The 24,289-nt window shown below is 71.0% G+C and carries 14 protein-coding genes and 3 pseudogenes; 11 read left to right on the plus strand and 6 right to left on the minus strand.

Translation table 11 applies throughout. From position 1 onward, the window contains the following. Nucleotides 1-5: 5 nt before the first annotated feature. On the plus strand, nucleotides 6-1,184 hold the full coding sequence (locus BLW86_RS33990; protein WP_093877568.1) for an acyl-CoA dehydrogenase family protein: 1,179 nt from the start codon (nucleotides 6-8) through the stop codon (nucleotides 1,182-1,184). 7 nt (nucleotides 1,185-1,191) lie between these two features. On the opposite strand, the pseudogene BLW86_RS33995 reads toward BLW86_RS33990, so the two are convergent. Together BLW86_RS33995 and BLW86_RS34000 are read right to left on the minus strand one after the other, a co-directional pair. Then, nucleotides 1,192-1,749: pseudogene (locus BLW86_RS33995) on the minus strand (hypothetical protein). Nucleotides 1,750-1,840: 91 nt separating this feature from the next. Next, nucleotides 1,841-2,305, minus strand: coding sequence for a GNAT family N-acetyltransferase (locus BLW86_RS34000; RefSeq protein WP_371129640.1), 465 nt, complete (start codon nucleotides 2,303-2,305; stop codon nucleotides 1,841-1,843). 1,356 nt (nucleotides 2,306-3,661) lie between these two features. Between BLW86_RS34000 and BLW86_RS34005 the strand changes: the two genes are divergently transcribed. The 3 genes from BLW86_RS34005 to BLW86_RS34015 all read left to right on the plus strand — a co-directional run bounded on the left by BLW86_RS34005 (nucleotide 3,662) and on the right by BLW86_RS34015 (nucleotide 13,000). Beyond that, complete coding sequence (locus tag BLW86_RS34005; RefSeq protein ID WP_256341731.1) at nucleotides 3,662-11,263, plus strand: golvesin C-terminal-like domain-containing protein; 7,602 nt, start codon at nucleotides 3,662-3,664, stop codon at nucleotides 11,261-11,263. Nucleotides 11,264-11,291: 28 nt separating this feature from the next. Continuing rightward, nucleotides 11,292-11,816: a hypothetical protein gene (locus tag BLW86_RS34010; RefSeq protein WP_093877571.1), complete on the plus strand. Its 525-nt coding sequence runs from the start codon at nucleotides 11,292-11,294 to the stop codon at nucleotides 11,814-11,816. Nucleotides 11,817-12,031: 215 nt separating this feature from the next. Beyond that, nucleotides 12,032-13,000 carry a hypothetical protein gene (locus BLW86_RS34015; RefSeq protein WP_093877572.1) on the plus strand — a complete coding sequence of 323 codons (969 nt, stop codon included), beginning with the start codon at nucleotides 12,032-12,034 and terminating at the stop codon, nucleotides 12,998-13,000. 21 nt (nucleotides 13,001-13,021) lie between these two features. Here BLW86_RS34015 and BLW86_RS34020 read toward each other — a convergent pair whose 3' ends face one another. From BLW86_RS34020 to BLW86_RS34030, 3 genes are all read right to left on the minus strand, one after another. After that, the gene (locus BLW86_RS34020; protein ID WP_093877573.1) at nucleotides 13,022-13,303 is read right to left on the minus strand and encodes a pyrimidine/purine nucleoside phosphorylase; all 282 of its coding nucleotides are present in this window, start codon (nucleotides 13,301-13,303) and stop codon (nucleotides 13,022-13,024) included. A 148-nt stretch (nucleotides 13,304-13,451) separates the two neighbouring features. Further along, the gene (locus BLW86_RS34025; RefSeq protein ID WP_093877574.1) at nucleotides 13,452-14,018 is read right to left on the minus strand and encodes a YciI family protein; all 567 of its coding nucleotides are present in this window, start codon (nucleotides 14,016-14,018) and stop codon (nucleotides 13,452-13,454) included. A gap of 53 nt (nucleotides 14,019-14,071) precedes the next feature. Beyond that, complete coding sequence (locus tag BLW86_RS34030) at nucleotides 14,072-14,962, minus strand: potassium channel family protein (protein ID WP_093877575.1); 891 nt, start codon at nucleotides 14,960-14,962, stop codon at nucleotides 14,072-14,074. Nucleotides 14,963-15,106: 144 nt separating this feature from the next. Between BLW86_RS34030 and BLW86_RS43485 the strand changes: the two are divergent. The 3 genes and pseudogenes from BLW86_RS43485 (at nucleotide 15,107) to BLW86_RS34045 (ending at nucleotide 18,869) form a co-directional block, all read left to right on the plus strand. Continuing rightward, nucleotides 15,107-15,504: pseudogene (locus BLW86_RS43485) on the plus strand (N-acetyltransferase family protein). Nucleotides 15,505-15,723: 219 nt separating this feature from the next. Beyond that, nucleotides 15,724-16,638: an oxygenase MpaB family protein gene (locus tag BLW86_RS34040; protein ID WP_093877576.1), complete on the plus strand. Its 915-nt coding sequence runs from the start codon at nucleotides 15,724-15,726 to the stop codon at nucleotides 16,636-16,638. Next, nucleotides 16,620-18,869 (plus strand): serine/threonine-protein kinase, encoded by a 2,250-nt coding sequence (locus BLW86_RS34045; RefSeq protein WP_093877577.1) that lies wholly within the window; start codon nucleotides 16,620-16,622, stop codon nucleotides 18,867-18,869. Before BLW86_RS34040 ends, BLW86_RS34045 begins: the two co-directional genes overlap by 19 nt. 30 nt (nucleotides 18,870-18,899) lie before the next feature. On the opposite strand, the pseudogene BLW86_RS42245 reads toward BLW86_RS34045, so the two are convergent. Next, a pseudogene (locus BLW86_RS42245) lies at nucleotides 18,900-19,228 on the minus strand (M15 family metallopeptidase). Nucleotides 19,229-19,291: 63 nt separating this feature from the next. Between BLW86_RS42245 and BLW86_RS34055 the strand changes: the two are divergent. The 4 genes from BLW86_RS34055 (at nucleotide 19,292) to BLW86_RS34070 (ending at nucleotide 24,245) form a co-directional block, all read left to right on the plus strand. After that, nucleotides 19,292-20,860, plus strand: a complete 1,569-nt coding sequence (locus tag BLW86_RS34055) for a phytoene desaturase family protein (RefSeq protein ID WP_093877579.1) — start codon at nucleotides 19,292-19,294, stop codon at nucleotides 20,858-20,860. Nucleotides 20,861-21,072: 212 nt separating this feature from the next. Next, the gene (tdh, locus tag BLW86_RS34060) at nucleotides 21,073-22,107 is read left to right on the plus strand and encodes an L-threonine 3-dehydrogenase (RefSeq protein WP_093877580.1); all 1,035 of its coding nucleotides are present in this window, start codon (nucleotides 21,073-21,075) and stop codon (nucleotides 22,105-22,107) included. A gap of 3 nt (nucleotides 22,108-22,110) precedes the next feature. Further along, nucleotides 22,111-23,310 (plus strand): glycine C-acetyltransferase, encoded by a 1,200-nt coding sequence (locus BLW86_RS34065; protein ID WP_093877581.1) that lies wholly within the window; start codon nucleotides 22,111-22,113, stop codon nucleotides 23,308-23,310. 26 nt (nucleotides 23,311-23,336) lie between these two features. Continuing rightward, nucleotides 23,337-24,245: a LysR family transcriptional regulator gene (locus BLW86_RS34070; protein ID WP_093877582.1), complete on the plus strand. Its 909-nt coding sequence runs from the start codon at nucleotides 23,337-23,339 to the stop codon at nucleotides 24,243-24,245. The last annotated feature ends 44 nt before the right edge of the window (nucleotides 24,246-24,289 follow it).

The raw sequence follows: 24,289 nt of genomic DNA on the forward strand, positions 1-24,289 counted from the left end.
ACGCCATGCACCTCGAGTACACGCCCGCACAGAACAGCCTGCGCGCCGAGCTGCGGGCGTACTTCGCCGAGCTGGTCCCGGACGACGTCCACACCCGCTACGCGGACCCGGCGGCCCAGAAGCGCTTCTACCGCGAGACCGTGCGGCGCCTCGGCTCCGACGGCTGGCTCGGGGTGGGCTGGCCCACCGAGTACGGCGGGCGCGGCCTGACCCCCATGGAGCAGTTCATCTTCTTCGACGAGGCCGCGCAGGCCGGCGTACCGCTGCCGCTGATGGCGCTGAACACCGTCGGCCCGACGATCATGCGCTACGGCACGGACGAGCAGAAGGCGTACTTCCTGCCCCGCATCCTCTCCGGCGAGATCGACTTCGCCATCGGCTACAGCGAGCCCGACGCGGGCACCGACCTGGCCGCCCTGAAGACCCGCGCGGTGCGGGAGGACGACACGTACGTCGTCAACGGCCAGAAGATCTGGACGACGAACGGCGACACCGCCGACTGGGTCTGGCTCGCCGTCCGCACGGACCCCGACGCCCCGCCGCACAAGGGCATCACCATGCTCCTCGTGCCGACGAGCGACCCCGGATACTCCTGCACGATCATCAACACCCTCGCCTCGCACGACACCACCGCGAGCTACTACGACGACGTCCGCGTCCCGGTCTCCCGCCGCGTCGGCGAGGAGAACAAGGGCTGGCGGCTCATCACCAACCAGCTCAACCACGAGCGCGTCACCCTCGCCGCCCACGGAACCATGGCGATCCGCGCCCTCCACGACGTCCGGCGCTGGGCCGCCGACACCCCGCTCTCCGACGGCCGCCGCGTCATCGACCTGCCCTGGGTCCGCCGCACCCTGGCCCGCACCCACGCCCGCCTCGACGCGATGAAGCTCCTCAACTGGCAGATGGTGAACGCCGTCCAGCACGGCACCCTCACCCCCCAGGACGCCTCCGCCGTCAAGGTCTACGGCTCGGAGGCCCGCCGCGACGCCTACGCCGCCCTCATGGAGGTCGTCGGCGCCCCCGGTGCCCTCAAGGAGGGCTCGGCGGGCGCCGTCCTCCACGGCGAGCTCGAACGCGGCTACCGCTCCGCCGTCATCTTCACCTTCGGCGGCGGAAACAACGAGATCCAGCGCGAGATCATCTCCTGGATCGGCCTGGGCATGCCCCGCGTCCGCCGCTAGTGCCGTATCAGGCGACGTTCGCCCTGGCGACGACCTCGCGCAGGCGTTCGTCGGCGGCGTGCTCGTTCCGCCAGGCGATGGAGCGGCGGATCATGCTGCCCTGTTCCTGGTGGCCGGCGTGGTCGGTGCCGTCGAGGGTGAAATAGCGCAGGGCGGTGAACCGGGCCTCGATAGAGCTGGTCCTTGCCCAGGTCGTAGGCGGCTGACAGGTGCCGGACCCCGTGCGGGCGGGTGCAGGTCGCGCGCCGCCGTGGCCGGGGCTCGCCGGCCGGGTCCTTGTGCCTACCGCCGCGTTCCGCCCACTGCCGGCCGGGGCGGGGCTGGAGGGTGCCGAACTCGTCCAGGTGGAAGACGACTTCGGGCTCGCCACTCTCGGGTATGATCTCGCCTTCGGCGATGGCGTAGAGGTGCTCGACCCTCGCCACCGGCATCCGCTGGGCGGACAGCAGCACCATTCGGGCCCGCCGCCAGGTCACCACCGACCCGGCACCCCTGCGAACGATCCGCAGCAGCGGCCTTCCCCGTCGTCGTCGATCTCACGGACCCGTACGTGTTCTGCCGTCAGGACAGCTTGACGGCGTCGGCGTCAGGCAAGCGGCCGACCGGCCATCGGGTCGCCGACTGCCCCGCGCAGCAAGCGGTTCCGTCGCTCTGGTCTACGACTCGTCGAACGTCCAGGTGAACACCACCTGTCCCGCCTCCGGGATGCCGTCGGCTCGGCTGTACGTCGCTCGTGCCGCTGCGTTGTCCTCGTCCGTGACCGTCCACACGCCGTAGCAGCCCCGCTCGCGCGACAGGTCCGCAAGCGCCGACACCAGAGCCCGGCCGATGCCCCGCCCGCCGAACGGCGCGTCCACACCCAGCTCGTACAGGAACATCTCGGTCCCCTTGTCCGGGTGCGTCATCTCGACGCCGGTGACCATCCCCGCCGGGACATCGTCCACGTAGGCGATCAGGAGGTGGTGGCGCTCATCCGCCAGGAACCTTTCAGTCGCCTTCTGCTCTGGGGCGGCGTCGAACAGGTGCCCGGCGGCGTTGACGGCTTCGACCTGAGTGACCCGACGGATCTCCATTCGGGGATTCTGGCAGGTTTCGGCATCGAAAACCGGCAATCTCGCCACCCGAGCCTCCCCGGCCGAAATCCGGCTCTGCGCCTGATGCCACGGCCTTCGGTGCCGCGTTTGTCCTCGGCTGTGCGCCGGGCCCTGAGATGACCCTTTCAGGCAGTCTTTCCCTCTGCCCGCGCGGCGAAATGCCCTGAATGCGTGAGCGGTTGACGTGGCATCAACTCCATGTTGAAGAATCCCCCCGTCATGATCGGCGCACCTCTGGCGAGGCCGCTTTCCCCTGTGCGGAAGGCGGTCTGGTTCGCCATGCCTTGAGGCGCTCCGGTCGAGGTCGGAACCATCGCGACCGGCGACGGAGCGTCCGCGTCGGTGGGACGGTGCGCCTGTTCCGCCCCGTGCGGGACGGGCGTCGATGAAGGGGATGGCGTGAAAGTGAAACACGGGCGGGCAATAGCCTGCCTCGTGGTGTCGGCAATTGTCGGCACCGTGCTTCCACAAGCCGCTTATGCGGCACCGGTTTCAACCGGCGACGGCGAGAGTATTGCCGACGCTTTCTCGGGCTGGTTCTCGGACGACGACGAGTCGGACGGGCCGGAGGCGCCGTCGACCGGTGGGACTCCGGTGCTGCCGAGCCGGGAGAAGCTGCCGAAGGGCAAGGCGGCCCCGAAGCCGAAGCGGGTCGCCGAACTGACCGGGAAGCGGACGGCGAACGCCCGCTACTGGCAGCTGTCCGACGGCCGGGTGCAGGCCGAGGTGTCGGCGGTGCCCACCGGGTACCGGGCGGGCAGGTCGTGGAAGGACATCGACCCGACGGTCGCCCCGTCCGATGCCCAGGGTTTCGCCTTCTCCAACACGACGAACGCCGCACAGAGCTGGTTCGGCTCGGACGCGGAGCGTCTGCTGCGCTTCCAGGCCGGCGGCCACGCGGTGACTCTCGGTCTGAAGGGTGCGGGGAAGCTCGCGCCGGTGGCCAAGGGCGACACGGTCACGTACCAGGACGCGGCGTCCGGTGCGGATCTGTCGTACCAGGTCGGTCCGGGGCGGGTGAAGGAGAACATCGTCCTGGACGCGAAGCCGTCCGGGCCGGTGTCCTTCACCTTCACCCTGGACGCGGGCGGTCTGACCCCGAAGGCGAACAAGGACGGCTCCGTCTCCTTCTATGGTGAGGGCGCGGATGCGGTCCTCGTGATCCCGGCGGCGTTCATGACGGACGCCAAGAAGGACGCGAAGGCTCCGTACGGTTCCGGCTACAGCTCGGCCGTGCAGCAGAAGCTGTCGAAGGCCGGTAAGGGCTGGGAGCTGACGGTCACGCCGGACGCGAAGTGGCTGACCGCCCCCGAGCGGCAATATCCGGTCACCATCGACCCGACGATCTCGATCGCGCCGACGCCGACGACGGCGCAGGACGTGATGATCTCCTCGGACGGTCCGGCGACGAACTACGACGACAACTGGCGTCTGTCGGTCGGCAACACCTCCACGGGTTCGTCGCGTGCGCTGATCCGCTTCCCGGTCGGCAGCATCCCGGCGGGCACGAAGCTCGATTCCGCCGATCTGAAGCTGTACTTCGACCAGACGCACACCACGGGTGACACCGAGGTCCAGCTGGAGGCGCACCGGGCGACCCAGGCGTGGACGGAGTCCGGGGCGACCTGGAACAACGCGAACGCGATCACCGGTGAGCTGTCCGGCACGGCGGTCGTCGTCGACGACGGCGACACCGGGCGTACGGCCGCCGTGGGGGCCTGGCCGGCCTCGGGGAACACGGCGTACACGCAGTACGCGGTCAACCAGGACTACCTGTACAACAAGGACACGGTCGCGGGGGACACCTACACCTGGCAGCCGAGTCTTCCCGAGGACGGCACGTACCAGGTCGAGACGCACTACATACCCGCGTCGGACCGGGCGACGAACGTGCCGTACACCGTCACCTACGACGGCGGCACGAAGGCCTACACCGTCAACCAGCAGGCCGGCACCGCCGGGGTGTGGAAGACCCTCGGCAGCCATCCGTTCAAGGCCGGCACCCTCGGCAAGATCGTCCTGGGGGACGGGCCGGCGTCGACGACCACGTCGGTGATCGCGGACGCGGTGCGGTTCACCAAGGGCGGTGTGGTCACCAAGCAGCCCGGTGAGCTGAACACCTGGCACTCCTTCCCCGTGACCAAGACGGTGCAGTCCTGGATCGACGGCACGAACGTCAACAACGGCTTCGTGATCAAGGCCGGTGACGAGTCCGCGAACGGCCCCAAGGGCGGTCCGCGCTACGAGGGCAGCGAGTTCGGGTACGGCGGCGAGACCGCCAACTACCCCCGCCTCGTCCTCACCTTCGGCCGTCAGGGCGTCGACCTCGCCGCCCCGACCACCATCCACGACACCGGCGCCGAGCTGAACTGGTCCGCCTACCAGGACAAGGACCCGATCGGCACCGGCGACGACCTGGTCGAGTACCAGGTCCACCGCTCGGTCAGCCAGACCTTCACCCCGTCCGCCGCCACCCTGGTGGCCCCGGTCGCGCCCGGCACGACGTCGTTCACCGACACCTCGGCGACACCGACGAAGGCCGACGACGCCGACCCCTTCGGCCGCGCCTACTACTACATGGTCGCGGTCAAGACGAAGGACGGGCAGGTCGTCGCCGCGCCCACCCAGCTGGTCCGGCTGCCGAAGGCGGGCCGGACGACGAAGGTGGTCGCCGCCTCGCAGGACACCACCCTGTCCTCGCTGCAGTCCACGACGGCGCACGACACCCTCGACGACAGCGGTCCGAAGAACTGGCTGTCGGTCGGCAACAACTCCGCCACCTACGGCGACACCCGCGCGCTGCTGAAGTTCCCGGCCCTCGGCATCCCCGCCACGGCCCGGGTCCTGGACGCGAACGTGCGCCTGTGGTCCACCCAGACCGCCCAGGACACCACCGGCGCGGTCTACGAACTCCGCCCGCTGACGCGTGACTTCGACGAGGCCGCCGCCACCTGGGTGAAGGCCGACGCGAGCACGAACTGGACGACGGCGGGCGGCGACTTCGGCGCCGTGACGGCCGACACCGGGGCGATGACGAACGACCCGGCGCGCCACGACTGGAACGTCACCTCGCTGGCGCAGTCCTGGGTGACCACCCCGGCCTCCCAGAAGGGCGTGGCCCTCAAGATGGCCGACGAGGCCGCCTCGCAGGAGCGCACCCTGTTCCTGTCGTCCGAGGGCACCGAGCCGCGGCTCGCGCCCCGGATGGTGGTCACGTACGTCGACTCCACCACGGAGTCGACGTACTACGCGCCGCAGACCCCGGCCCGGATGACGCCGAACAGCGACTACACGGTCGACTTCACCCTCACCAACACCACCGCCTCGACCTGGAACACGGCCGATCACGTCCTGAGCTACAAGTGGACGCTGCCCGACGGCACCGACGTCACCAACGGCGGTAACCAGGTCCAGACCGTGCTGCCGTCCAACGTCGCCCCGGGCGGTTCGGTCAGTCTGCAGGCGCAGGTCAAGACGCCGATCAACTCGGACAACGGCAACAAGCGCACCGACTACGTCCTGACCTGGGACGTCTACAACAAGACGACCGGCACGTGGGTCTCCGGCACCTCCGGCATCCCGGGCCTGGCCCAGAACGTGGCGGTGGAGGACCCGACCTCCAACACCCTCGGCCTGGAGAAGTTCTACTCCTACACCGGCAAGAACACCGGCGCCGGCTCGACCGTCATGAACAACACGGCGGCGGGCAACAGCGTGTGGCAGTACAACGCGTTCTCCAACCCGGGCCGTGGCATCACGACCTTCGTCCGCTTCGCGTACAACAGCCTGGACACCTCCGACACGGTCCTCGGCCCCGGTTGGTCCGCCCAGGTCTCCGGTCCGATCCGGCTGGGGGCTCCCCTGGAGTTCCACCCCAAGCCGAACCCGACCGAGATCCGCCTCCCGGACGGTGACGGCACCACGCACGTCTTCCGCTGGGACGCGGCCACGAGCTCCTGGAAGGCGCCGGCGGGTGTCCACTTCAGGCTGACGGCCAAGGCCGGTCTGGACTGCACGCCGCTGAAGGACCCGGTCCCGGACGCCTGGACGCTGACGCGTCCGGACGGGACCCGGTTCCTGTTCGGCTGCGACGGCTTCATGACGTCGATGGTCGACAAGAACGGCAACACGCAGACCTTCACCTACGAAGAGCGCAAGTCGAACAACAAGCCGACCAAGTTCCTGAAGTACGTCACCGACCCGGCCGGCCGGCAGTCGCTGACGGTCGCCTACTACACGAAGGCCGACAGCAGCAACCCGAAGATCATCGACCACGTCAAGTCGATGACCGACATCTCCGGCCGCAAGATCACCTTCGAGTACTCCGACAAGGGTCTGCTGACGAAGCTGACGGACGGCGCGGGCTCCACCCAGCCGAAGGTCTTCGCCTTCGAATACGACGCCACCCAGGGCAACAAGAACGTCAAGCTCGTCAAGGCCACCGACCCCCGCGGCAACGCCACGCAGCTGGCGTACTACGCGCCGCAGACCGGTGACGACCCGAAGTACCACTGGTGGACCAAGACGATCACCGACCGTCTCCAGGGCGTCACCACCTTCACGTACGCGCAGGACACGGCCAACCCGAAGTTCACCGCCGCCAAGGTCACCGACGCGGAGAGCCACAGCACCGACTACGTGACGGACGACTTCGGCCGCCCCGTCCAGACGACGAACGCCAAGTCCGAGACCACCAAGATGAGCTGGGACGCGGACAACAACGTCACGTACATGGAGGAGGCGAACGGCGCCAAGACGGCCTACTGCTACGACCGGAAGACGGGCTATCCGCTCTGGCAGCGCGACGCCGAGAACAACAAGAACGGCGTCCCGGCGCAGAGCGACTGCGCCCCCGGCGTCTACCCGGCCAACGCGCAGCAGTACGCGTACCAGACGCGCGCCGACGGCTACGCGGCGGACCTGTTCACCAAGACCTCTCCCGAGGGCCGCAAGTGGCAGTTCGGCTACGACTCCTTCGGCAACCTGAAGACGGTCACCGACCCCAAGGGCGTCGCCACCGCGACGGCCGGTGACTACACCACCTCGTACGAGTACGACGCGTACGGTCAGATGACCAAGGCGATCGACGCCAACGGCAACGCGACCACGAACAGCTCCTTCGGCCCGACCGGTTTCCCGGCCGTCATCACGGACGCGCTGGGGAAGTCCACCACGTCCACCTACGACGAGCGTGGGCAGGTCACCGAACTCACCGACGCGCTGGGCAAGAAGACCACGCAGACCTATGACGTCTTCGGTCGTCCGCTGGTCAAGACGGTGCCCAAGGACCAGAACGCCGGCGTCCTGATCACCACGCCCGCCCCGGTGTACGACGCCAACGACAACGTCACGACGTCGAAGGCTCCGAACGGTGCCGCCTCCACCGCCGTGTACGACGCGGCGGACCAGGTCAAGGAGGCCACCGCCCCGGCGAACAACAACACCGTGGCCCGGAAGACCACGTACACGTACGACAAGGTCGGCAACCTGACGGCCAAGACCGAGCCGAAGGGCAACCTCTCCGGCGCGGTGGCGGGTTCCTACACGACGACCCACACGTACGACCCGCTCGACCGGCTCGTCGCCGTCGTGAACGCGAACCAGGCCAGGCTGACGTACACGTACGACAACGTCGGCAACGTCGTCAAGGTGGTCGACCCGAAGAAGAACGCCACCCCGGACCCGGACGACTTCGCGACCAAGACCGAGTACGACCTGAACCACCGGGCCACGGTCACCACGGACGCCATCGGGAAGACCAGCAGGACGACGTATGACAAGGACTCCCTGGTCCTCTCCACGACGGACGCGGAGAACAACACCACGCTCGTCACCTACGACGAGCGCGGCAGGCAGACCGAGGTCAAGGCGCCGCACACGGGTGCCTCGCCGGTCGTCTACCGGACGACGCGGTACGAGTACGACCAGGTCGGCAACACCACGAAGGTGACGACGCCGCGCGGTACGGACACGGCCGCCGCCGACGACTTCGCCACGCGTACCGAGTACGACGCGCTGAACCGTCCGGTCAAGCAGTACCAGCCCTACGACCCGGCGGACCCGCGCTACAACAAGGCGGACGTCTACACCCGCACCGACTACGACGCGGTGGGCCGCGTCGTCAGGACGTCGATGCCGCCGTCCGACAAGGAGACGGTCCGCAACGACACCACGGTCGAGTACTTCGACAACGGCTGGACGAAGAAGTCCACCGACCCCTGGGACATCGTCACCAGCTACGACTACAACGCCCTGGGGCAGCAGACCAACCGCACCCTGACCTCGGCCGGCGGCTCCTCGGAGCGCAGCATGAGCTGGTCGTTCTACCCGGACGGCAAGCTGCGGTCGAAGTCCGACGACGGCGTTCCGGTGGGCAAGTCGGTGGTCCTGGTGGACAACTCCGACACCCAGAGCACGTCCTCCACCGGCACCTGGACGACCGGGAACATCACCGGGCAGCAGGGGTACGACCACCGCACCCACGCGGCGGGCACCGGCACGGACGCGTTCACCTGGACGCTGAACATCCCCAAGGACGGCACGTACACCGCGTACGTGAAGTACCCGCGGGTGACCGGGGCGGCCACGACCGCCAGGTACACGCTCACCCACGGCACGACCACGGAACCGGCGGTCACCAAGGACCAGAACGCCGGCACCGGCACCTGGGTCCAGGTGGGTTCGTACGCCCTCAAGCAGGGTGAGAGCACGGCGCTGAAGCTGGATCAGAACAGCGCCGGGGTCGTCGTCGCGGACGGCGTCAAGCTGGTCAGGGACGTGTCCGGCGACCCGGCCGACACGGAGAAGAAGACCTTCTCCTACGCCTACGACGTCAACGGCAACCTGACGTCGGTCGACGACACCTCGTCGGGCGCGAAGGTCGACGCGTACACGCTCACGTTCACGGGCCTCAACGAGCTCCAGAAGGTGACCGAGTCGCTGGCCGGCCAGGAGAAGAAGTCGACGTCGTACACGTACGACGCCAACGGTCAGGTGGACACGATCACCCACCCCGACCAGTACTCCAAGTACACCTACGACCTGCGCGAGCTGGTCAAGACGGTGTCGGTCGGCAAGTCCGCGACCGATCCCGCGCCGAAGGTGACCTCGTACACCTACACCGACCGCGGTCTGCGGCTGCGCGAGACCAAGGCGAACGACAACACCATCGACTACACGTACTTCCTGGACGGTGCGCTGAAGTCGACCACGGAGAAGAAGGGCTCCGGCACCCTCGTCGCCTCGCACACCTACGCCTACGACGCCAACGGCAACAAGGCGCAGGACGTGGCGAAGAAGATGAACGCCGACGACCACGCGGCGTACCTCTCCTCGACCACCGACTTCAGTTACGACCCGGTCGACCGGCTGTCGAAGTCGGTCAAGACCGGTACGGGAGCCGGTACCGAGAGCTATGTCTACGACGACAACGCCAACGTCGTCAGCCAGACGGTCAAGGACGTCGTCACCACCTTCGAGTACGACCGCAACCGGCTGCTGACCGCCTCTGCGGGCGGACAGACCTCGAAGTACACCTACGACCCCTTCGGGCGGCAGGAATCCGTCACCGCGAACGGCAGGGTCGTGGAGCGGAGCGTGTACGACGGCTTCGACCACGTCGTGGAGTCCCAGAAGATGGACGCCGGCGGCGTGATGAAGTCGACGACGTACACCTTCGACCCGCTCGACCGCACCTCCTCGAAGACCGCTGACGGCAAGACCACCGACTTCACGTATCTCGGCCTGAGCGGCGAGGTGCTGAACGAGGAGACCGCCGGCAAGGTCGAGAAGAGCTACCAGTACAGCCCGTGGGGCGAGCGTCTTTCCCAGGTCAAGCACAACGCGGACGGTACGACCGAGGACGGCTACTACGGCTACAACAGCCACACCGACGTCGAGGCGCTGACCGACGAGAACGGCGACACCAAGTCCACCTACGGCTACACCGCCTACGGCTCGGACGTCGAGGCGGAGTTCACCGGCATCGACAAGCCCGACGCCGGCGATCCCACCAAGGAGGCGTACAACCCGTACCGTTTCAACGCCAAGCGCTGGGACGCCCATTCGGGCACGTACGACATGGGCTTCCGTGACTACGACCCGGGTCTGAACCGCTTCACCACCCGGGACATGTACAACGGCGCCCTGTCCGACATGAGCCTCGGCAGCGACCCGTACACGGGCAACCGCTACGCGTTCACCGGCGGCAACCCCACCAGTCGGGTCGAGTACGACGGCCACGACTGGATCGACACGCTCAAGGGATTCATCAGCGGCGGAACGAAGACCGCCGTGCGGCGGGTGCCCGTCGTCACGATGTGGGACGTCTTCAGCAGCGTGATCGGGTGGACCCCGGCGCGCACCGAGGAGGACCGCAAGTCGGAGGTCGGGGACCGGCCGGACTACAAGAAGGGCCTGGTCACCACCCCCGACGAGCAGTACGAGTACGACCCGTACGGGGACACGACCCCGGCGAACCAGAGCGACTGCCAGACCCAGAAGAACACGGTCATCTACTACGAGCCGCTCGACTCGCAGGGGCGCGCACAGGGTGTGTGGGCCTGCCTGAACGGCGCCGACCTCAACTACAAGGACGACGAGGGGACGCTGAAGTACCCGGACCGGGACACGAAGATCGTCGGTTCTCCGGCGCCCTGGCCGCTGGAGTCGCCCGACGACTGGGCCGCCGCTCCGAAGGGCTGGGAGCCCGGTTCCGGAATGGACCGGGCGCACCTCCTGGCGCGGGAGTTCGGTGGCAGCGGCGTCGACCGCCGGAACCTGGTGCCGTTGCCCAGCGATGCGAACCAGACCTCCATGGCGGGCTGGGAAAGGGCCATCAGGGAGCAGCTGGCTCAGGGCAAGACGGTCTTCTACCGGATCGAGGCGTCCTATGTGGGGAACAGCACCAACCCGACCCTCACCGGGTATGCCCAGGTGATCGGCGGGGAGAGCCTTCCGTGGTTCCATCTCAGCGTGGATCAGTAGGGACGAGCAGGGACCAGGAAGAGACGGCATGAATCAGGTCAGTGAACTCGTCTCCGTGACCGGTTGGCGGTCCGAGCGGCGGGAAGTGGGCTGGAGCGAGCTCGAAGACGAGCTCGGAACTCCCCTTCCGGCCGATTTCAAGGAGCTCTGCGAAGCATTCGGCCGCGGCGCCTTCAGCGGGTTCCTGGAGGTGCTTCCGGTGGACGGTGTGGGATCGCACAGTCTGCTGGGGCGGTGGAAGTCACTGAAGGAGAGGGCGAAGGGGGCGCAGGTGCAGGCCCTCTTCGACCCCTATCAGGTGTTCGAGGGGAATGAAGGCCTCATTCTCTGGGGCACGTCGATGACGGAAGCCTCCTACTACTGGCTGGCGGACGCGGCGAAGAGCCCTGAGACGTGGCCGATCGTCGCGCGCACCGCACCGCTCGAGGAGTGGCACCGGTTCGACGGCCTCTCGACCTCGCAGTTCATCTACCGGATTCTGACGGATCGGGAGTTCCTCCCGTTCTCTCTCGCGAGAAAGGTGGAACATCCGTTCTTCGACGCCTACCGCTGACGTGGCGGACAGGGAGGAGCACTCCCTGACGACAGGACGGCCCTGACGCCTTGCGTCCAGGAGGTCGTCGCCTCGGGGAGTCCTCGCGCTTTCCGCCTCATCGGCGGGAGCGCGAGGACTTTCCGTCGTCGCACTACCAGTCGATCCCGCTCCATGCCTCCGGCCATGTGAATCCGATCGGCACGGAAGAGGCGGTGGGGTCGAGGAAGGAACACATGAACCACCTCGACGCCGTCCGGCTGCTGGGTCTCGACGCCCCGGTGCGGCCGGAGGGAGAGGGGTACGGCCAGGTCGTCCCCGAGGACTTCGAGCTGCTGGTCCGGGCACTGCCGCAGGGGGTGATCGCGGGTTCCGTGCTGCTCGGCGGGGCCGATGTCCCCGTACGCTCCCTGGAGGACTTCACGCGGGACACCGCGCTGCGCCTCGCGGACATGAGGGAGGTGCTGGGAAGCCGCGAGCAGGAGCTCTGGCTGCCGCTGCACCCGCGGCCCCGCGGCATGGTGACCTGGGGGCGCACCGCCAACGACGGCGTGCTGCTGTGGGACACCACCGTCGCCGACACCGCGGACTGGACGACCGTCCTCACGGACACCGACTTCCAGTTCTGGCTGGACCTCCCCTTCTCCGCCTCGGAGTTCGTCGCGCGGGCCGTCACGGGACGTGCCGAGGGAACGCCCGCCTTCGAGACGTACCAGGAATACGAGTCGGGCACCTTCTGGAAGGTCGCCGACGACAAGCGCGCGACGGCCATGGCGCTGGCGAACCGTGACATCGGGGCGGTCGAGGAGATCGTCACCCGCGTGCGGAGCATCGGCGTTCCGGGCGTCCGGCAGTACGCGGAGGAGCTGCTCGGTCGGGCGGGCGAGTCGTTCGGCGCGCTCCCGGAGGACTACCTGGCGGTCATGCGGGAGTTCCCCGGCGGCGTCGTCGCCGGCGTACGGGTCTTCTCCGTCTCGGCGCGCCCGGGGGCCCCGGGGCTGCGCCGGCTGGACGAGGACGGGCTGTTCCTGCAGTGGGGAGAGGTCGGGGGCCGGGCGTTCGGCTGGCTCACCGCCGAGGACGACCCCGAGGAGTGGCGCGTCGCCTACGTGGAGCCGGACGGCTCGGCCCTCACCTGCCTGGAGGACCAGACCTTCGCCACGTTCCTGCGACGCCGGCTGCGGGGCGACAACTCGCTGTTCTGACCCGTCGGGCGGCCCCGTCGCTCAGCGGTACTCGCAGAGGTAGGCGGTCTCCACCGCGACCGTCAGCCGGAACCTGCTGTCCCCGGGGACCTCGAAGCGGTCCCCGGCGGCGAAGGTCTCCCACGCGTCGGCGCCGGGCAGCCTGACCGTCAGAGCGCCGCTGACCACGTGCATGACCTCCGGAGCGGCGGTGCCGAACTCGTACTCGCCCGGGGCCATGACGCCGATGGTCGCCGGGCCCTCCTCCTGCGTGAACGCGATCGACTTGACCGAACCGTCGAAGTACTCGTTGACAGTGAACATGGGACATCCTCGCGGGAGATCGGGCGTGACGGGCGGCCGGTCCCTCGCGTACCGGCCACGGGTAGGGGAACCCTAACGGCGCGGAGGCGTTCCACCGGCCGCCCGGCCGGTCGGTCTCACATGCTGGATGAATCGGTCCGGCAGATGGTCAGGTCGTCGGGCGTCCGCCGAAGGACCAGTCGTGGACCTCGATGTCGGCGTACCGCTCGGGGGTCCGCAGGACGGCCGCGGCCGTCTCCGCGTCCGGGGCGCGGACCAGGGCCGCCGTGCCCACCCAGGTGGTGCCGTCGTCGGCCAGCAGGGGGCCGTAGGCGATCAGGTCGTCCCGGTCCGTCGGAGCGGTCGGAGGGGTGAGGTCGACGGGCTCGCCCTCCCCGAGGCCCAGGACCAGGTAGCGGTTGCCGCCCTCGCGGCCTCCGGGGAACTCCCACATCGTCCGCCCCAGCGTGTTGTGCCATCGCCGGAGCAGGACGTCCCGGTACACCCCGGCCTGGTAGTTGGGCTCCTCGAAGGCGAACGCCCGGGCCGTGGCGGCGTCGGGCAGGTCGACGATGTGCACGCTCCCGGTGCACTTCTCGCCCGCCGGGTCGAAGGTCGGCCCGCGCGCGATGAGCTGCTCCGCGAAGCCGTCCATGTACGCCCAGTGCGCTTCGACGAGGGCCTGCCGCAGGGGCATGGACGCGGACCGGTCGCGGTGGTAGCAGAGGTATTCCATGCGGCACAGGATGTGGTGCCCGGGACGATCGTGTCGAGCGGGTATGGCCCTCGTCACGGCCCGTCGTCCCCACCGTCCCAGGAGCGTCCGTGGTCCGCCGCGTACGCGCTGAAGACCTCGTCGGAAGGCCCGCCGGTGCGCAGGAAGCGCTCGTCGAGGACGGTGGCCAGGTCGTCGAGCGCCGTGCGAAGGACCGACGCGGAGAGTCGGACGTCCGGATGGCGGGCCCGCTCGGCCCGGTCCACCAGACCGACGGCCTGGCCGAGCCGGCCGGGCAGGGAGATGTTCTCCTCCCCGTCGTAGAAGTAGTACGACTCGGCGTACTGCAGGAAGTCGACGGTGACGGTCGACAGCGCCGAGGCGAGGCCGTCCAGGACCGCGGCGCCCCCGGCGGAGTCGAGGGCCTCGGTGGTGAGGCGGCTGCGGCCCAGGTGGGACAGGCGCAGCGCGAGCGCCCTGCGGCGGGCGAGGGCCGGATAGATGCCGAGGACCCAGGCGACGGTCGCCGACAGCAGGGCGAAGCCCACCAGGGCCTCCAGCGGGGCGAGCACGCGCAGCCATTCCGAGGTCGGCGCGATGTCACCGAGTCCGAGGGTGGCCAGGGTGACCAGCGAGACGTACAGCGCGTCGACGGGGCCCGCGTGCTCGGCGGGCGCGAGCCCCGGGGCGTACGAGAAGTCGTCCGGCATGGAGGGCCAGTAGACGAGCCCCCAGCCGACGGCGACGACGAACGCCCAGACGGCGACGACCGCCATCATGCCCACCGGCCCCGCCAGACCGACCGGCCGCCACCGCTCCCCGTGATGGGCCGAGAGCCGCCAGACGCCCCGCATCAGCAGTCTGCTCAGACCGCCGTGCCGGGTGGGGTGCCAGATCGTGTGGAAGACGTCCCGCAGGACGAACAGGATCAGCGCCGCTCCCGCGAGGACGGACAGCCACGTCATCTCGGTACCGTCCGCCCCGCGCCCGTCCGCGCGGGCGGATCGACAAGCTTGCCGGCCATGCTTCGAGGATGCGCGGCCGGGCGGCGGTCCGCACGGGGACGGCGGCCGGCCCACGGCCGAGGCGGGGCGTGCCGGCGTGGACGGATGCCGGACGAGGGACTCGTCGAACCCCGCGGCCCGCCCCTCGCAGCGGAGCACGCCGACGCGGTCACCGCGAGCTGTCAGGCCGGCGTCGACGAGGGGAACGCCACCTTCGAGGCCGCCGTCCCCTGGGGGCGGTTCGACGCGGCCAGGCTGTCCGAGCACCGGTTCGCCGCCCTCGACGGGACGGGGCGCGTACTCGGCCGGATCGCCGTCGCCGAGGTCTCCGAGCGGAGCGCGTACGCCGGAGTCGTCGAGCACCCGGTCTACGTGCCCCCCGCCGCCCGTGGCCGGGGCGTCGCCTCTTCCGGGGCATCGGCACCCGCGAGCGCATCGGACGGCATCACGGGGTCTGGCGCGACACCGTCCTCGTCGAGCGCCGCAGCACCCGCGTCGACTGAGTGGCGAGGCCCCCTCACCGTCCGAGGTGCCTCTGGGGTGTCTCCGGGGTGCCTCCGAGATGCCCCGGGGTGTCTCCGGGGTGCCTCCGAGATGCCCCTGGGGGCCGTCACCGCCCGGAGCGCCGGCTGAGCCCGCGTCAGGCGCCCGGCGCCCGGGCCGGGGAAGAAGGCCCGTCCCGACCGGTTCCGCGGAGCCCGTCCCGGCGTAGCCTGAGCGCCATGAGGCAGGATGCCGACCCCGGGCTCTTCGGCCCCCGTTCCGTGACCTGGCAGCTGCACAGTGACCCGGTGATGTGGATCGCCGGTGTCCGGGCCCTCTGGCTCCAGGCGCTGCACCCCGTCGCCGTCCGCGGCGTCATGATCAACAGCGGTTTCCGGGAGGACCCCTGGGGCCGGCTGATGCGGACCGCGAACTTCGTCGGGACCCTCAGCTACGGGACCACCGAAGCCGCCGAGGCGGCCGGCGCTCGCGTGCGGCGGATCCACCGGCTGCTCGGCGTCGACGACCCCGGGCTGCTGCTCTGGGTCCACTGCGCCGAGACCGACTCGTACCTCTCGGTCGCGCGCCGCTCCGGGATCCCGCTCACCGACGCCGCGGCCGACCGGTACGTCGACGAGCACCGCACCTCGGCCCGGCTCGTCGGCCTCGACCCGGACACCGTCCCCGCCTCCACCGCCGGTCTCGCCGCCTACTTCGAGGCGGTGCGCCCCGGACTGGCCGCCGGGCCGGACGCCCGGACCGTCGCCGACTTCCTCCTCCGCCCGCCGGTGAAACCCGTCCTGGTCCCGGCGCGCGAGGTGATCTGGCGGCGCGTCACCGCGCTCGCGTACGCCACCCTGCCTCCCTACGCCCACGCGCTCTACGGCCGCCCCGCCCCGCCCCCGGAGACCGTCACCCGCCGGCTCGTCGCGACGGCCGGCCTCCTGCGCCGCGTCCCCGCCCGGCTGCGCTGGCGGCTGCCGCCCCGGCACATCCTGCGCGCCATGGACCGGCTCGGCCCGGAGACCCGGCCCGACCCGTACGCGTACCCCGCCCCGTATTCACTGTCCGACCCGGCGGCCATACTGGAGGAGCCGAGGAGGCAGTACGGAATCGACGGGGGCGGCAGCACGCGATGGGGGACTCCAGACTGATCCAGGGCCGGTACCGCCTGCACGAGGTCATCGGTCGCGGAGGCATGGGCGAGGTGTGGCGCGCCACCGACGAGGCGCTCGGGCGCGGCGTCGCCGTCAAGTGCCTCAAACCGCTCGGACCGCAGCAGGACCCGCAGGTCCTCACCGTGGTGCGCGAGCGCTTCCGCCGCGAGGCCCGGGTGGCGGCGGCGCTCCAGCACCGGGGCATCACCGTCGTGCACGACTTCGGCGAGTACGACGGCGTGCTGTTCCTCGTCATGGAGCTCCTGGAGGGGCGCAACCTCAGCCAGCTCCTCGTCTCCAACGACCAGCATCCGCTGCCCGTCGAGGACGTCGTCGAGATCGCCGACCAGGTCGCCGACGCCCTCGCGTACACGCACCGGATGGGGATCGTGCACCGCGACCTGAAGCCCGCGAACATCATGCGGCTGCGGGACGGCACGGTGAAGATCTGCGACTTCGGGATAGCGCGCCTCGGCGCCGACATGGGCTTCACCTCCAAACTCACCGGGACCGGCATCGCGATGGGGACACCGCACTACATGTCCCCGGAGCAGATCGGCGGCGGCGAGATCGACCACCGCAGCGACCTCTACTCGCTGGGGTGCGTGCTGTACGAGCTGGCCACCGGCGCCCCGCCCTTCGACCTCGGCGACTCCTGGGCCATCCTCATCGGCCACCGGGACACGGTGCCGAGCCCGCCGCGCGCGCACCGCGCCGAGCTGCCCGACTACTTCGACCGGATCGTCGTCGACCTGCTCGCCAAGGTCCCCGAGGAGCGGCCGGCCGACGCGGGCGACCTGCGCCGCCGGATCGTCTCGGGCCGCTTCGCCCCGGCCTCCTTCCCGACGCCGGCCGAGGTGCCCCCGCTCCCCGCCCTGCCGCTGACCGTCCCCATGCCCGTGCCCCTCCCCGAGAGCGCCCCCGTCGCCGGGGCGGCGGTCCCCGCGCCCGCGTGGGCCCGGGGGATCACCGGCGGACACCGCCCCGCGGCCGCCGGCGGACCGCGCCCGGCCGCCCAGGATCCCGCTGCGGCCGTCCTCACCACCGAGTGGACCACCGCCGCGCCCGGCAGCGCGCCGCCGCGCGCCCCCGCGCCCCCCGCGGAGCTGGTCGCGGTGCTCGCTGGCCGGTTCCGGGCCGGGATGGGCCTCGGCCGGCTCGGCCGCTGGGACGAGGCCGAGTCCGTGCACCGGTCCGTCGCCCGGGACCGCGCGCGGGCCCTCGGCGAGGACCACCCCGACACCCTGACCAGCCGCTACGAGGTCGGCTTCGCCCTCGCCCGGCTCGACCGCCCCGCCGACGCCCTGCGGGTCTTCGGCGAGGTCGCCGAGGCCCGCGCCCGCGTCCTCGGCGACGACCACCCCGACACCCTGGCGGCGCGGCAGGAGCGGGCCTACGCCCTGGGCCGCCTCGGACGGCACCCCGAGGCGTACGAGGCGTACGCCGATGTGCTCGCCGCCCGCGAGCGCACCGTCGGCCCCGACCACCCCGACACCCTGCGCTGTCGCCACAACATGGCGTTCACCCTGGGGCGTCTCGGCCGCCTGGAGGAGTCGTACCGCACGGCCCACGAGGTCGCCGAGGCCCGGGCCCGGCTGCTCGGCGAGGCACACCCCGACACCCTCGTGACCCGCTACGAGGTGGCGTACACCCTCACCCGGCTCGGCCGCGGACAGGAGGCGCTCGCCCAGTACCGCGCCATCGCCGACGCGCGCGCCGCCGCCCTCGGCCCCGACCACCCGGACACCCTCGCGGCCCGCTACGAGACGGGGGTCTGCCTCGGCCGGCTCGGCCAGGCCGCGGACGCCCTCGACCTCTGCCGCGACCTCGTCGCCGCCCGCACCCGCGCCCAGGGGCCCGACGGGCCGGAGACGCTGCGCGCCCGCCAGGCCCTCGCCGTCAACCTCGGCCGGCTCGGACGCTGGACGGAGGCGCTCGCCGAATCCGAGGGCGTGCACGCCGATCGCGCGCGGGTCCTCGGCGCCGACCATCCGGACACGCTCACCAGCCGCTGGGAGACGGCCGTCGCCCTCGGGAGGCTCGACCGCTGGGAGGAGGCGCTGGAGTGCCACCGGGCGATCGCCGCCGCCCGCACCCGACTCCTCGGCCCCGCCCACCCCGACACCCTGACCGCGCTCGACGCCGAGGCCCACTGCCTGGAGCGCCTCGGCCGCGACGCCGAAGCGGCCGCCCTCCTCCTGAGAGCGGCCACCCCGCCGGGGGCGTGACGGCGGGCCGCGCACCGGGGCCGGACGTGCTCAGCCGGCCGGCGCGAGCTCCTTCGGGCCGTAGGGGGCCGTGGCCGCCCCGGTCGCCGGCGCCCAGTAGCGATCGCCGTAGGACCAGTGCCACCACTCCGTCGGGTAGTTCACCAGGCCCGTCGAGGTGAGCACGGAGCCGAGCAGCTCCCGGTGGGCACGGGCCTCCGCGCCGATGCCGTCGGCTACGCGAAGGCGTCCGTGGGGTCCTGCTTGCGCGTGTCGACGAGCAGCGAGCCGGCGCGGCGGACGTCCACCAGGCGCTCACCGCACTCGGTCACGGGTATGGCGGCGACCCTCGGGTCCGCCATCAGAACGATCTCGGTCATGCCGTGATCATGCCCCGTCGCAGCGGGCTTCCCCCGGCACGCGGGCGCGTGTGAGCATGAGCCATGACCGCCCGTGATCCCCTCCGCGACGCCCCGGCCCCCGCCCGCTCGTACGACGCCGTCGTCGTCGGGGGCGGGCACAACGGGCTCGTCGCCGCCGCCTATCTGGCCCGTGCCGGACGCTCCGTCCTCCTCCTGGAGCGGCTCGGCTCCACCGGCGGGGCGGCCGTGTCGACGCGGCCCTTCGCCGGGGTCGACGCCCGCCTCTCCCGGTACTCGTACCTGGTCTCGCTCCTCCCGGAGAAGATCGTGCGGGAGCTCGGGCTGCGGTTCGCCGTCCGGAAACGGTCCGTCTCCTCGTACACCCCGAAGGGCGACGGCGGCCTCCTCGTCGGCGGCGGACCGGACCGCACCCGCGCCTCCTTCGCCGCGCTCACCGGCTCCGACCGGGCCTACGAGGCCTGGCAGGCCTTCTACGCCCGCACCGGCGAGGCCGCCCGCCGGATCTTCCCCACCCTCACCGAGCCCCTCCCCGCCCGCGCCGAGCTGCGCGCCCGCGTCGACGACGCCGACACCTGGCGGATCCTCTTCGAGGAACCCCTCGGCGTCGCCGTCGAGCGGAGCTTCGCCGACGACCTCGTCCGGGGCGTCGTCCTCACCGACGCCCTCATCGGCACCTTCGCCGACGCCCACGACCCCACCCTGCTGCAGAACCGCTGCTTCCTGTACCACGTCATCGGCGGCGGAACCGGCGACTGGGACGTGCCCGTCGGCGGCATGGGCGCCCTCACCGACGCCCTCGCGGACGCCGCCCGCACCGCCGGGGCCCACATCCTCACCGGCCACGAGGCCACCCGGATCGAGACCGACGGGCACCGCGCCGCGATCACCTACCGCACTGCCGACGGCGAGGGCACCGTCGAGGCCGACCGGGTCCTCGTCAACGCCTCCCCGCAGGAGCTCGCCGTCCTGCTCGGCGAGACGCCCCCGCCCGCCCCGGAGGGCGCCCAGCTCAAGGTCAACATGCTGCTGACCCGGCTGCCGAGGCTCCGCGACCGCTCCGTCGACCCGCGCGAGGCCTTCGCCGGCACCTTCCACATCGCCGAGGGGTACGGGCAGCTGGCCACCGCCCACGCCGAGGCCGCCGCCGGGCGCCTGCCCTCCGCCCCGCCGTCCGAGATCTACTGCCACTCCCTCACCGACCCGACGATCCTCGGCCCGGAACTGGCCGCCACCGGCCACCAGACGCTCACCCTGTTCGGCCTGCACACCCCCGCCCGGCTGTTCGCCGCCGACAACGAGGGCACGCGCGCGAAGCTCCTGGCGGCGACCCTCGCCCAGCTCGACGCCCACCTGGACGAGCCGATAGCCGACTGCCTCGCCCTCGACGCCGAGGGGCGCCCCTGCATCGAGGCGAAGACGCCGCTGGACCTCGAACGCGAACTGCGGCTGCCCGGCGGCCACATCTTCCACCGCGATCTCTCCTTCCCGTACGGGGACGGGGACACCGGCCGCTGGGGCGTCGAGACCCCGCACGCCAACGTCCTCCTGTGCGGAGCGGGCGCGATCCGCGGCGGGGGAGTGAGCGGCATCCCCGGCCACAACGCGGCGATGGCGGCACTGGGCCGGTGACGGCGGGGCCCCCTCGACCGGGCCCTCTCCGTTCGGCCCCGTTGACGTCGCCCTCTCCCCGCCTGGGGTGTGAAGCTGATCTGCGAGCGCGCTTAAGAAATCCTCGATGGACCGCAGGCCTCGCGTACGGAAGATTCTCTTCCAGGGATCTTGGGCGCGCAGTCGTGCCCGCACCCCCACATCACAGGACACGCACGTCGGGAGCCGTTGCATTGAAGGCGCTGGTCAAGCTGAAGGCGGAGCCGGGACTCTGGCTCACGGACGTGCCCGAGCCGGAGACAGGCCCGGGGGACGTCCTCATCAAGGTCAAGCGGACCGGTATCTGCGGGACCGACCTGCACATCCGCTCCTGGGACGGCTGGGCGCAGAAGACGATCGCCACGCCGTTGACGATCGGCCACGAGTTCGTCGGCGAGGTCGTCTCCGTCGGCCGTGACGTCGCCGACATCAACGTCGGCGACCTGGTCAGCGGCGAGGGCCACCTCGTCTGCGGCAAGTGCCGCAACTGTCTGGCCGGCCGCCGCCACCTCTGCCGCGCCACCGTCGGCCTCGGCGTCGGCCGGGACGGTGCCTTCGCCGAGTACGTGGCGCTGCCCGCCTCCAACGTGTGGGTGCACCGGACCCCCGTCGACCTCGACGTCGCCGCGATCTTCGACCCCTTCGGCAACGCCGTGCACACGGCCCTCTCCTTCCCGCTCGTCGGCGAGGACGTCCTCGTCACCGGCGCCGGCCCCATCGGCATCATGGCCGCGGCCGTCGCCAAGCACGCCGGCGCCCGCAACGTCGTCATCACCGACGTCAGCGAGGAGCGCCTCGCCCTGGCGCGCAAGACGGGCGTCTCGCTCGCCCTCAACGTCGCCGAGCAGACCATCGCCGACGGCCAGCGCACCCTCGGGCTCAAGGAGGGCTTCGACGTCGGCCTGGAGATGTCCGGCAACCCGCGCGCGATGCGCGACATGATCGCCAACATGACCAACGGCGGAAAGATCGCCATGCTGGGCCTGCCCAGTGAGGACTTCGCCGTCGACTGGGCGAAGATCGTCACCTCCATGATCACGATCAAGGGCATCTACGGCCGCGAGATGTTCGAGACCTGGTACGCGATGTCGGTGCTCCTCGAGGGCGGCCTGGACCTCAGCCCGGTCATCACCGGCCGCTACGACCACACCGACTTCGAAGCCGCCTTCGACGACGCGGCCTCCGGCAAGAGCGGCAAGATCATCCTCGACTGGACCACGGGAGCCTGACCCATGTTCGATTCCGTACGCGACTCCGTCCGCGCCACCCTCGAAGAGATCGAGCAGGCCGGACTGCACAAGCCCGAGCGGGTCATCGGCACCCCCCAGTCCGCGACCGTCGAGGTCACCGCGGGAGGCCGCCCCGGCGAGGTGCTCAACTTCTGCGCCAACAACTACCTGGGCCTCGCCGACCACCCCGAGGTCATCGCCGCCGCCCACGAGGCCCTGGACCGATGGGGCTACGGCATGGCGTCCGTCCGCTTCATCTGCGGCACGCAGGAGGTCCACAAGGAGCTGGAGGCGCGCCTGTCCTCCTTCCTCGGCCAGGAGGACACGATCCTCTACTCCTCCTGCTTCGACGCCAACGGCGGCGTCTTCGAGACCCTCCTCGGCGCCGAGGACGCCGTCATCTCCGACGCCCTCAACCACGCCTCGATCATCGACGGCATCCGCCTCTCCAAGGCCCGCCGCTTCCGCTACGCCAACCGCGACATGGCCGACCTGGAGCAGCAGCTCAAGGAGGCCACGGAGGGCGGCGCCCGGCGCAAGCTGATCGTCACCGACGGCGTCTTCTCCATGGACGGCTACGTCGCCCCGCTCGACGAGATCTGCGACCTGGCCGAGCGCTACGACGCCATGGTGATGGTCGACGACTCGCACGCGGTCGGCTTCGTCGGCCCCGGCGGCCGCGGCACCCCCGAGCTGCACGGCGTCATGGACCGCGTCGACATCATCACCGGCACCCTCGGCAAGGCCCTCGGCGGCGCCTCCGGCGGTTACGTGGCGGCCCGCGCCGAGATCGTCGCCCTGCTGCGCCAGCGCTCCCGCCCGTACCTCTTCTCGAACACCCTCGCCCCGGTCATCGCCGCCGCCTCCCTGAAGGTCATCGACCTCCTGGAGTCCGCCGGCGACCTGCGCGAGCGCCTGGGCGCCAACACGGCGCTGTTCCGCTCCCGCATGACCGAGGAGGGCTTCGACATCCTCCCCGGCGACCACGCCATCGCCCCCGTCATGATCGGCGACGCGGCCGAGGCCGGCCGGATGGCCGAGCTGCTCCTGGAGCGCGGCGTGTACGTGATCGGCTTCTCGTACCCCGTCGTCCCGCAGGGCGCGGCCCGCATCCGCGTCCAGCTCTCCGCCGCCCACTCGACGGAGGACGTGAACCGGGCCGTCGACGCCTTCGTCGACGCCCGCGCAGCCCTGCGCTCCTAGTGTCCACGGGCTGAGACACTAGGGGCATGATCGAAGCGCGGCGGTTGCACATCCTCCGTGCGGTGGCCGACCACCGCACGGTCACGGCGGCGGCCGCCGCGCTCTATCTCACCCCCTCCGCCGTCTCCCAGCAGCTCGCGGCCCTGGAGCAGGAGACCGGCCACCGCCTGGTGGACCGCAGCGCGCGCGGCGCGCGCCTCACCCCGGCCGGCGAGATCCTGCTCAGCCACGCCAACGCCGTGCTCGCCCAGTTGGAACGCGCCGAGGCCGAGCTCGCCGCCTACGGCTCCGGCGACGCCGGTACGGTCACGGTCGCCGCGTTCGCCACCGGCATCGGGCTCGTGGTGGCCCCGGCCATCACGTCCCTCGCCCGGACCGCGCCCGGCATCCGGGTCCGGGTCCGGGACGCGGAGGGCGACGAGAGCCTGCTCATGGTCCTGGACCGGCAGGTGGACGTGGCCGTCGCGGTCGAGTACCGGGGCGCGCCGGGCGAGGACGACGACCGGCTCACCCGCGTCCCGCTCTACGCCGAGCCGTTCGACGCGGTCCTGCCGCCCGGCCACCCCCTGGCGGCCGGCGAACGGGTCGCGCTCGCCGACCTCGCCAAGGACACCTGGATAGGCCAGTCCGAGGGGAACCCCTGCCATGACGTGACCGTTCTGGCCTGCGAGTACGCCGGATTCGCGCTGAATCCGGAGCACTCCTCCGACGACTTCCGCGCCGTCGTCGCCCTCGCGGCGGCGTCCGCCGGCGTGGCGCTCGTGCCGCGGTCGGCCCTGCGCGGGATGGAGCTCACGGGCGTGGAGGTCCGTCCGATCGAGGGCGTCGCCCCGACCCGCAGGGTCTTCGCCGCCGTCCGGCGCGGCGCGGAGGACCACCCCCTGATCAGCCCCGTGCTGACCGCCCTGCGCACGGCCTCGGAGGACGGCGCCTGACCCGGCGCCCCATCCGCCGGGACGCCGTAGGCGTACTGGCGGAG

This window comes from Streptomyces sp. TLI_105 (assembly GCF_900105415.1).
GTDB lineage: Bacteria > Actinomycetota > Actinomycetes > Streptomycetales > Streptomycetaceae > Streptomyces.

What these genes read in the sequence shown, in the direction of transcription:
- BLW86_RS33990 (WP_093877568.1), top strand. Translation starts at nt 6, where the DNA reads ATGCACCTCGAGTACACGCCCGCACAGAACAGCCTGCGCGCCGAGCTG.
- BLW86_RS34005 (WP_256341731.1), top strand. Translation starts at nt 3,662, where the DNA reads ATGATCTCCTCGGACGGTCCGGCGACGAACTACGACGACAACTGGCGT.
- BLW86_RS34010 (WP_093877571.1), top strand. Translation starts at nt 11,292, where the DNA reads ATGAATCAGGTCAGTGAACTCGTCTCCGTGACCGGTTGGCGGTCCGAG.
- BLW86_RS34015 (WP_093877572.1), top strand. Translation starts at nt 12,032, where the DNA reads ATGAACCACCTCGACGCCGTCCGGCTGCTGGGTCTCGACGCCCCGGTG.
- BLW86_RS34020 (WP_093877573.1), bottom strand. Translation starts at nt 13,303, where the DNA reads ATGTTCACTGTCAACGAGTACTTCGACGGTTCGGTCAAGTCGATCGCG.
- BLW86_RS34025 (WP_093877574.1), bottom strand. Translation starts at nt 14,018, where the DNA reads ATGGAATACCTCTGCTACCACCGCGACCGGTCCGCGTCCATGCCCCTG.
- BLW86_RS34030 (WP_093877575.1), bottom strand. Translation starts at nt 14,962, where the DNA reads ATGACGTGGCTGTCCGTCCTCGCGGGAGCGGCGCTGATCCTGTTCGTC.
- BLW86_RS34040 (WP_093877576.1), top strand. Translation starts at nt 15,724, where the DNA reads ATGAGGCAGGATGCCGACCCCGGGCTCTTCGGCCCCCGTTCCGTGACC.
- BLW86_RS34045 (WP_093877577.1), top strand. Translation starts at nt 16,620, where the DNA reads ATGGGGGACTCCAGACTGATCCAGGGCCGGTACCGCCTGCACGAGGTC.
- BLW86_RS34055 (WP_093877579.1), top strand. Translation starts at nt 19,292, where the DNA reads ATGACCGCCCGTGATCCCCTCCGCGACGCCCCGGCCCCCGCCCGCTCG.
- BLW86_RS34065 (WP_093877581.1), top strand. Translation starts at nt 22,111, where the DNA reads ATGTTCGATTCCGTACGCGACTCCGTCCGCGCCACCCTCGAAGAGATC.
- BLW86_RS34070 (WP_093877582.1), top strand. Translation starts at nt 23,337, where the DNA reads ATGATCGAAGCGCGGCGGTTGCACATCCTCCGTGCGGTGGCCGACCAC.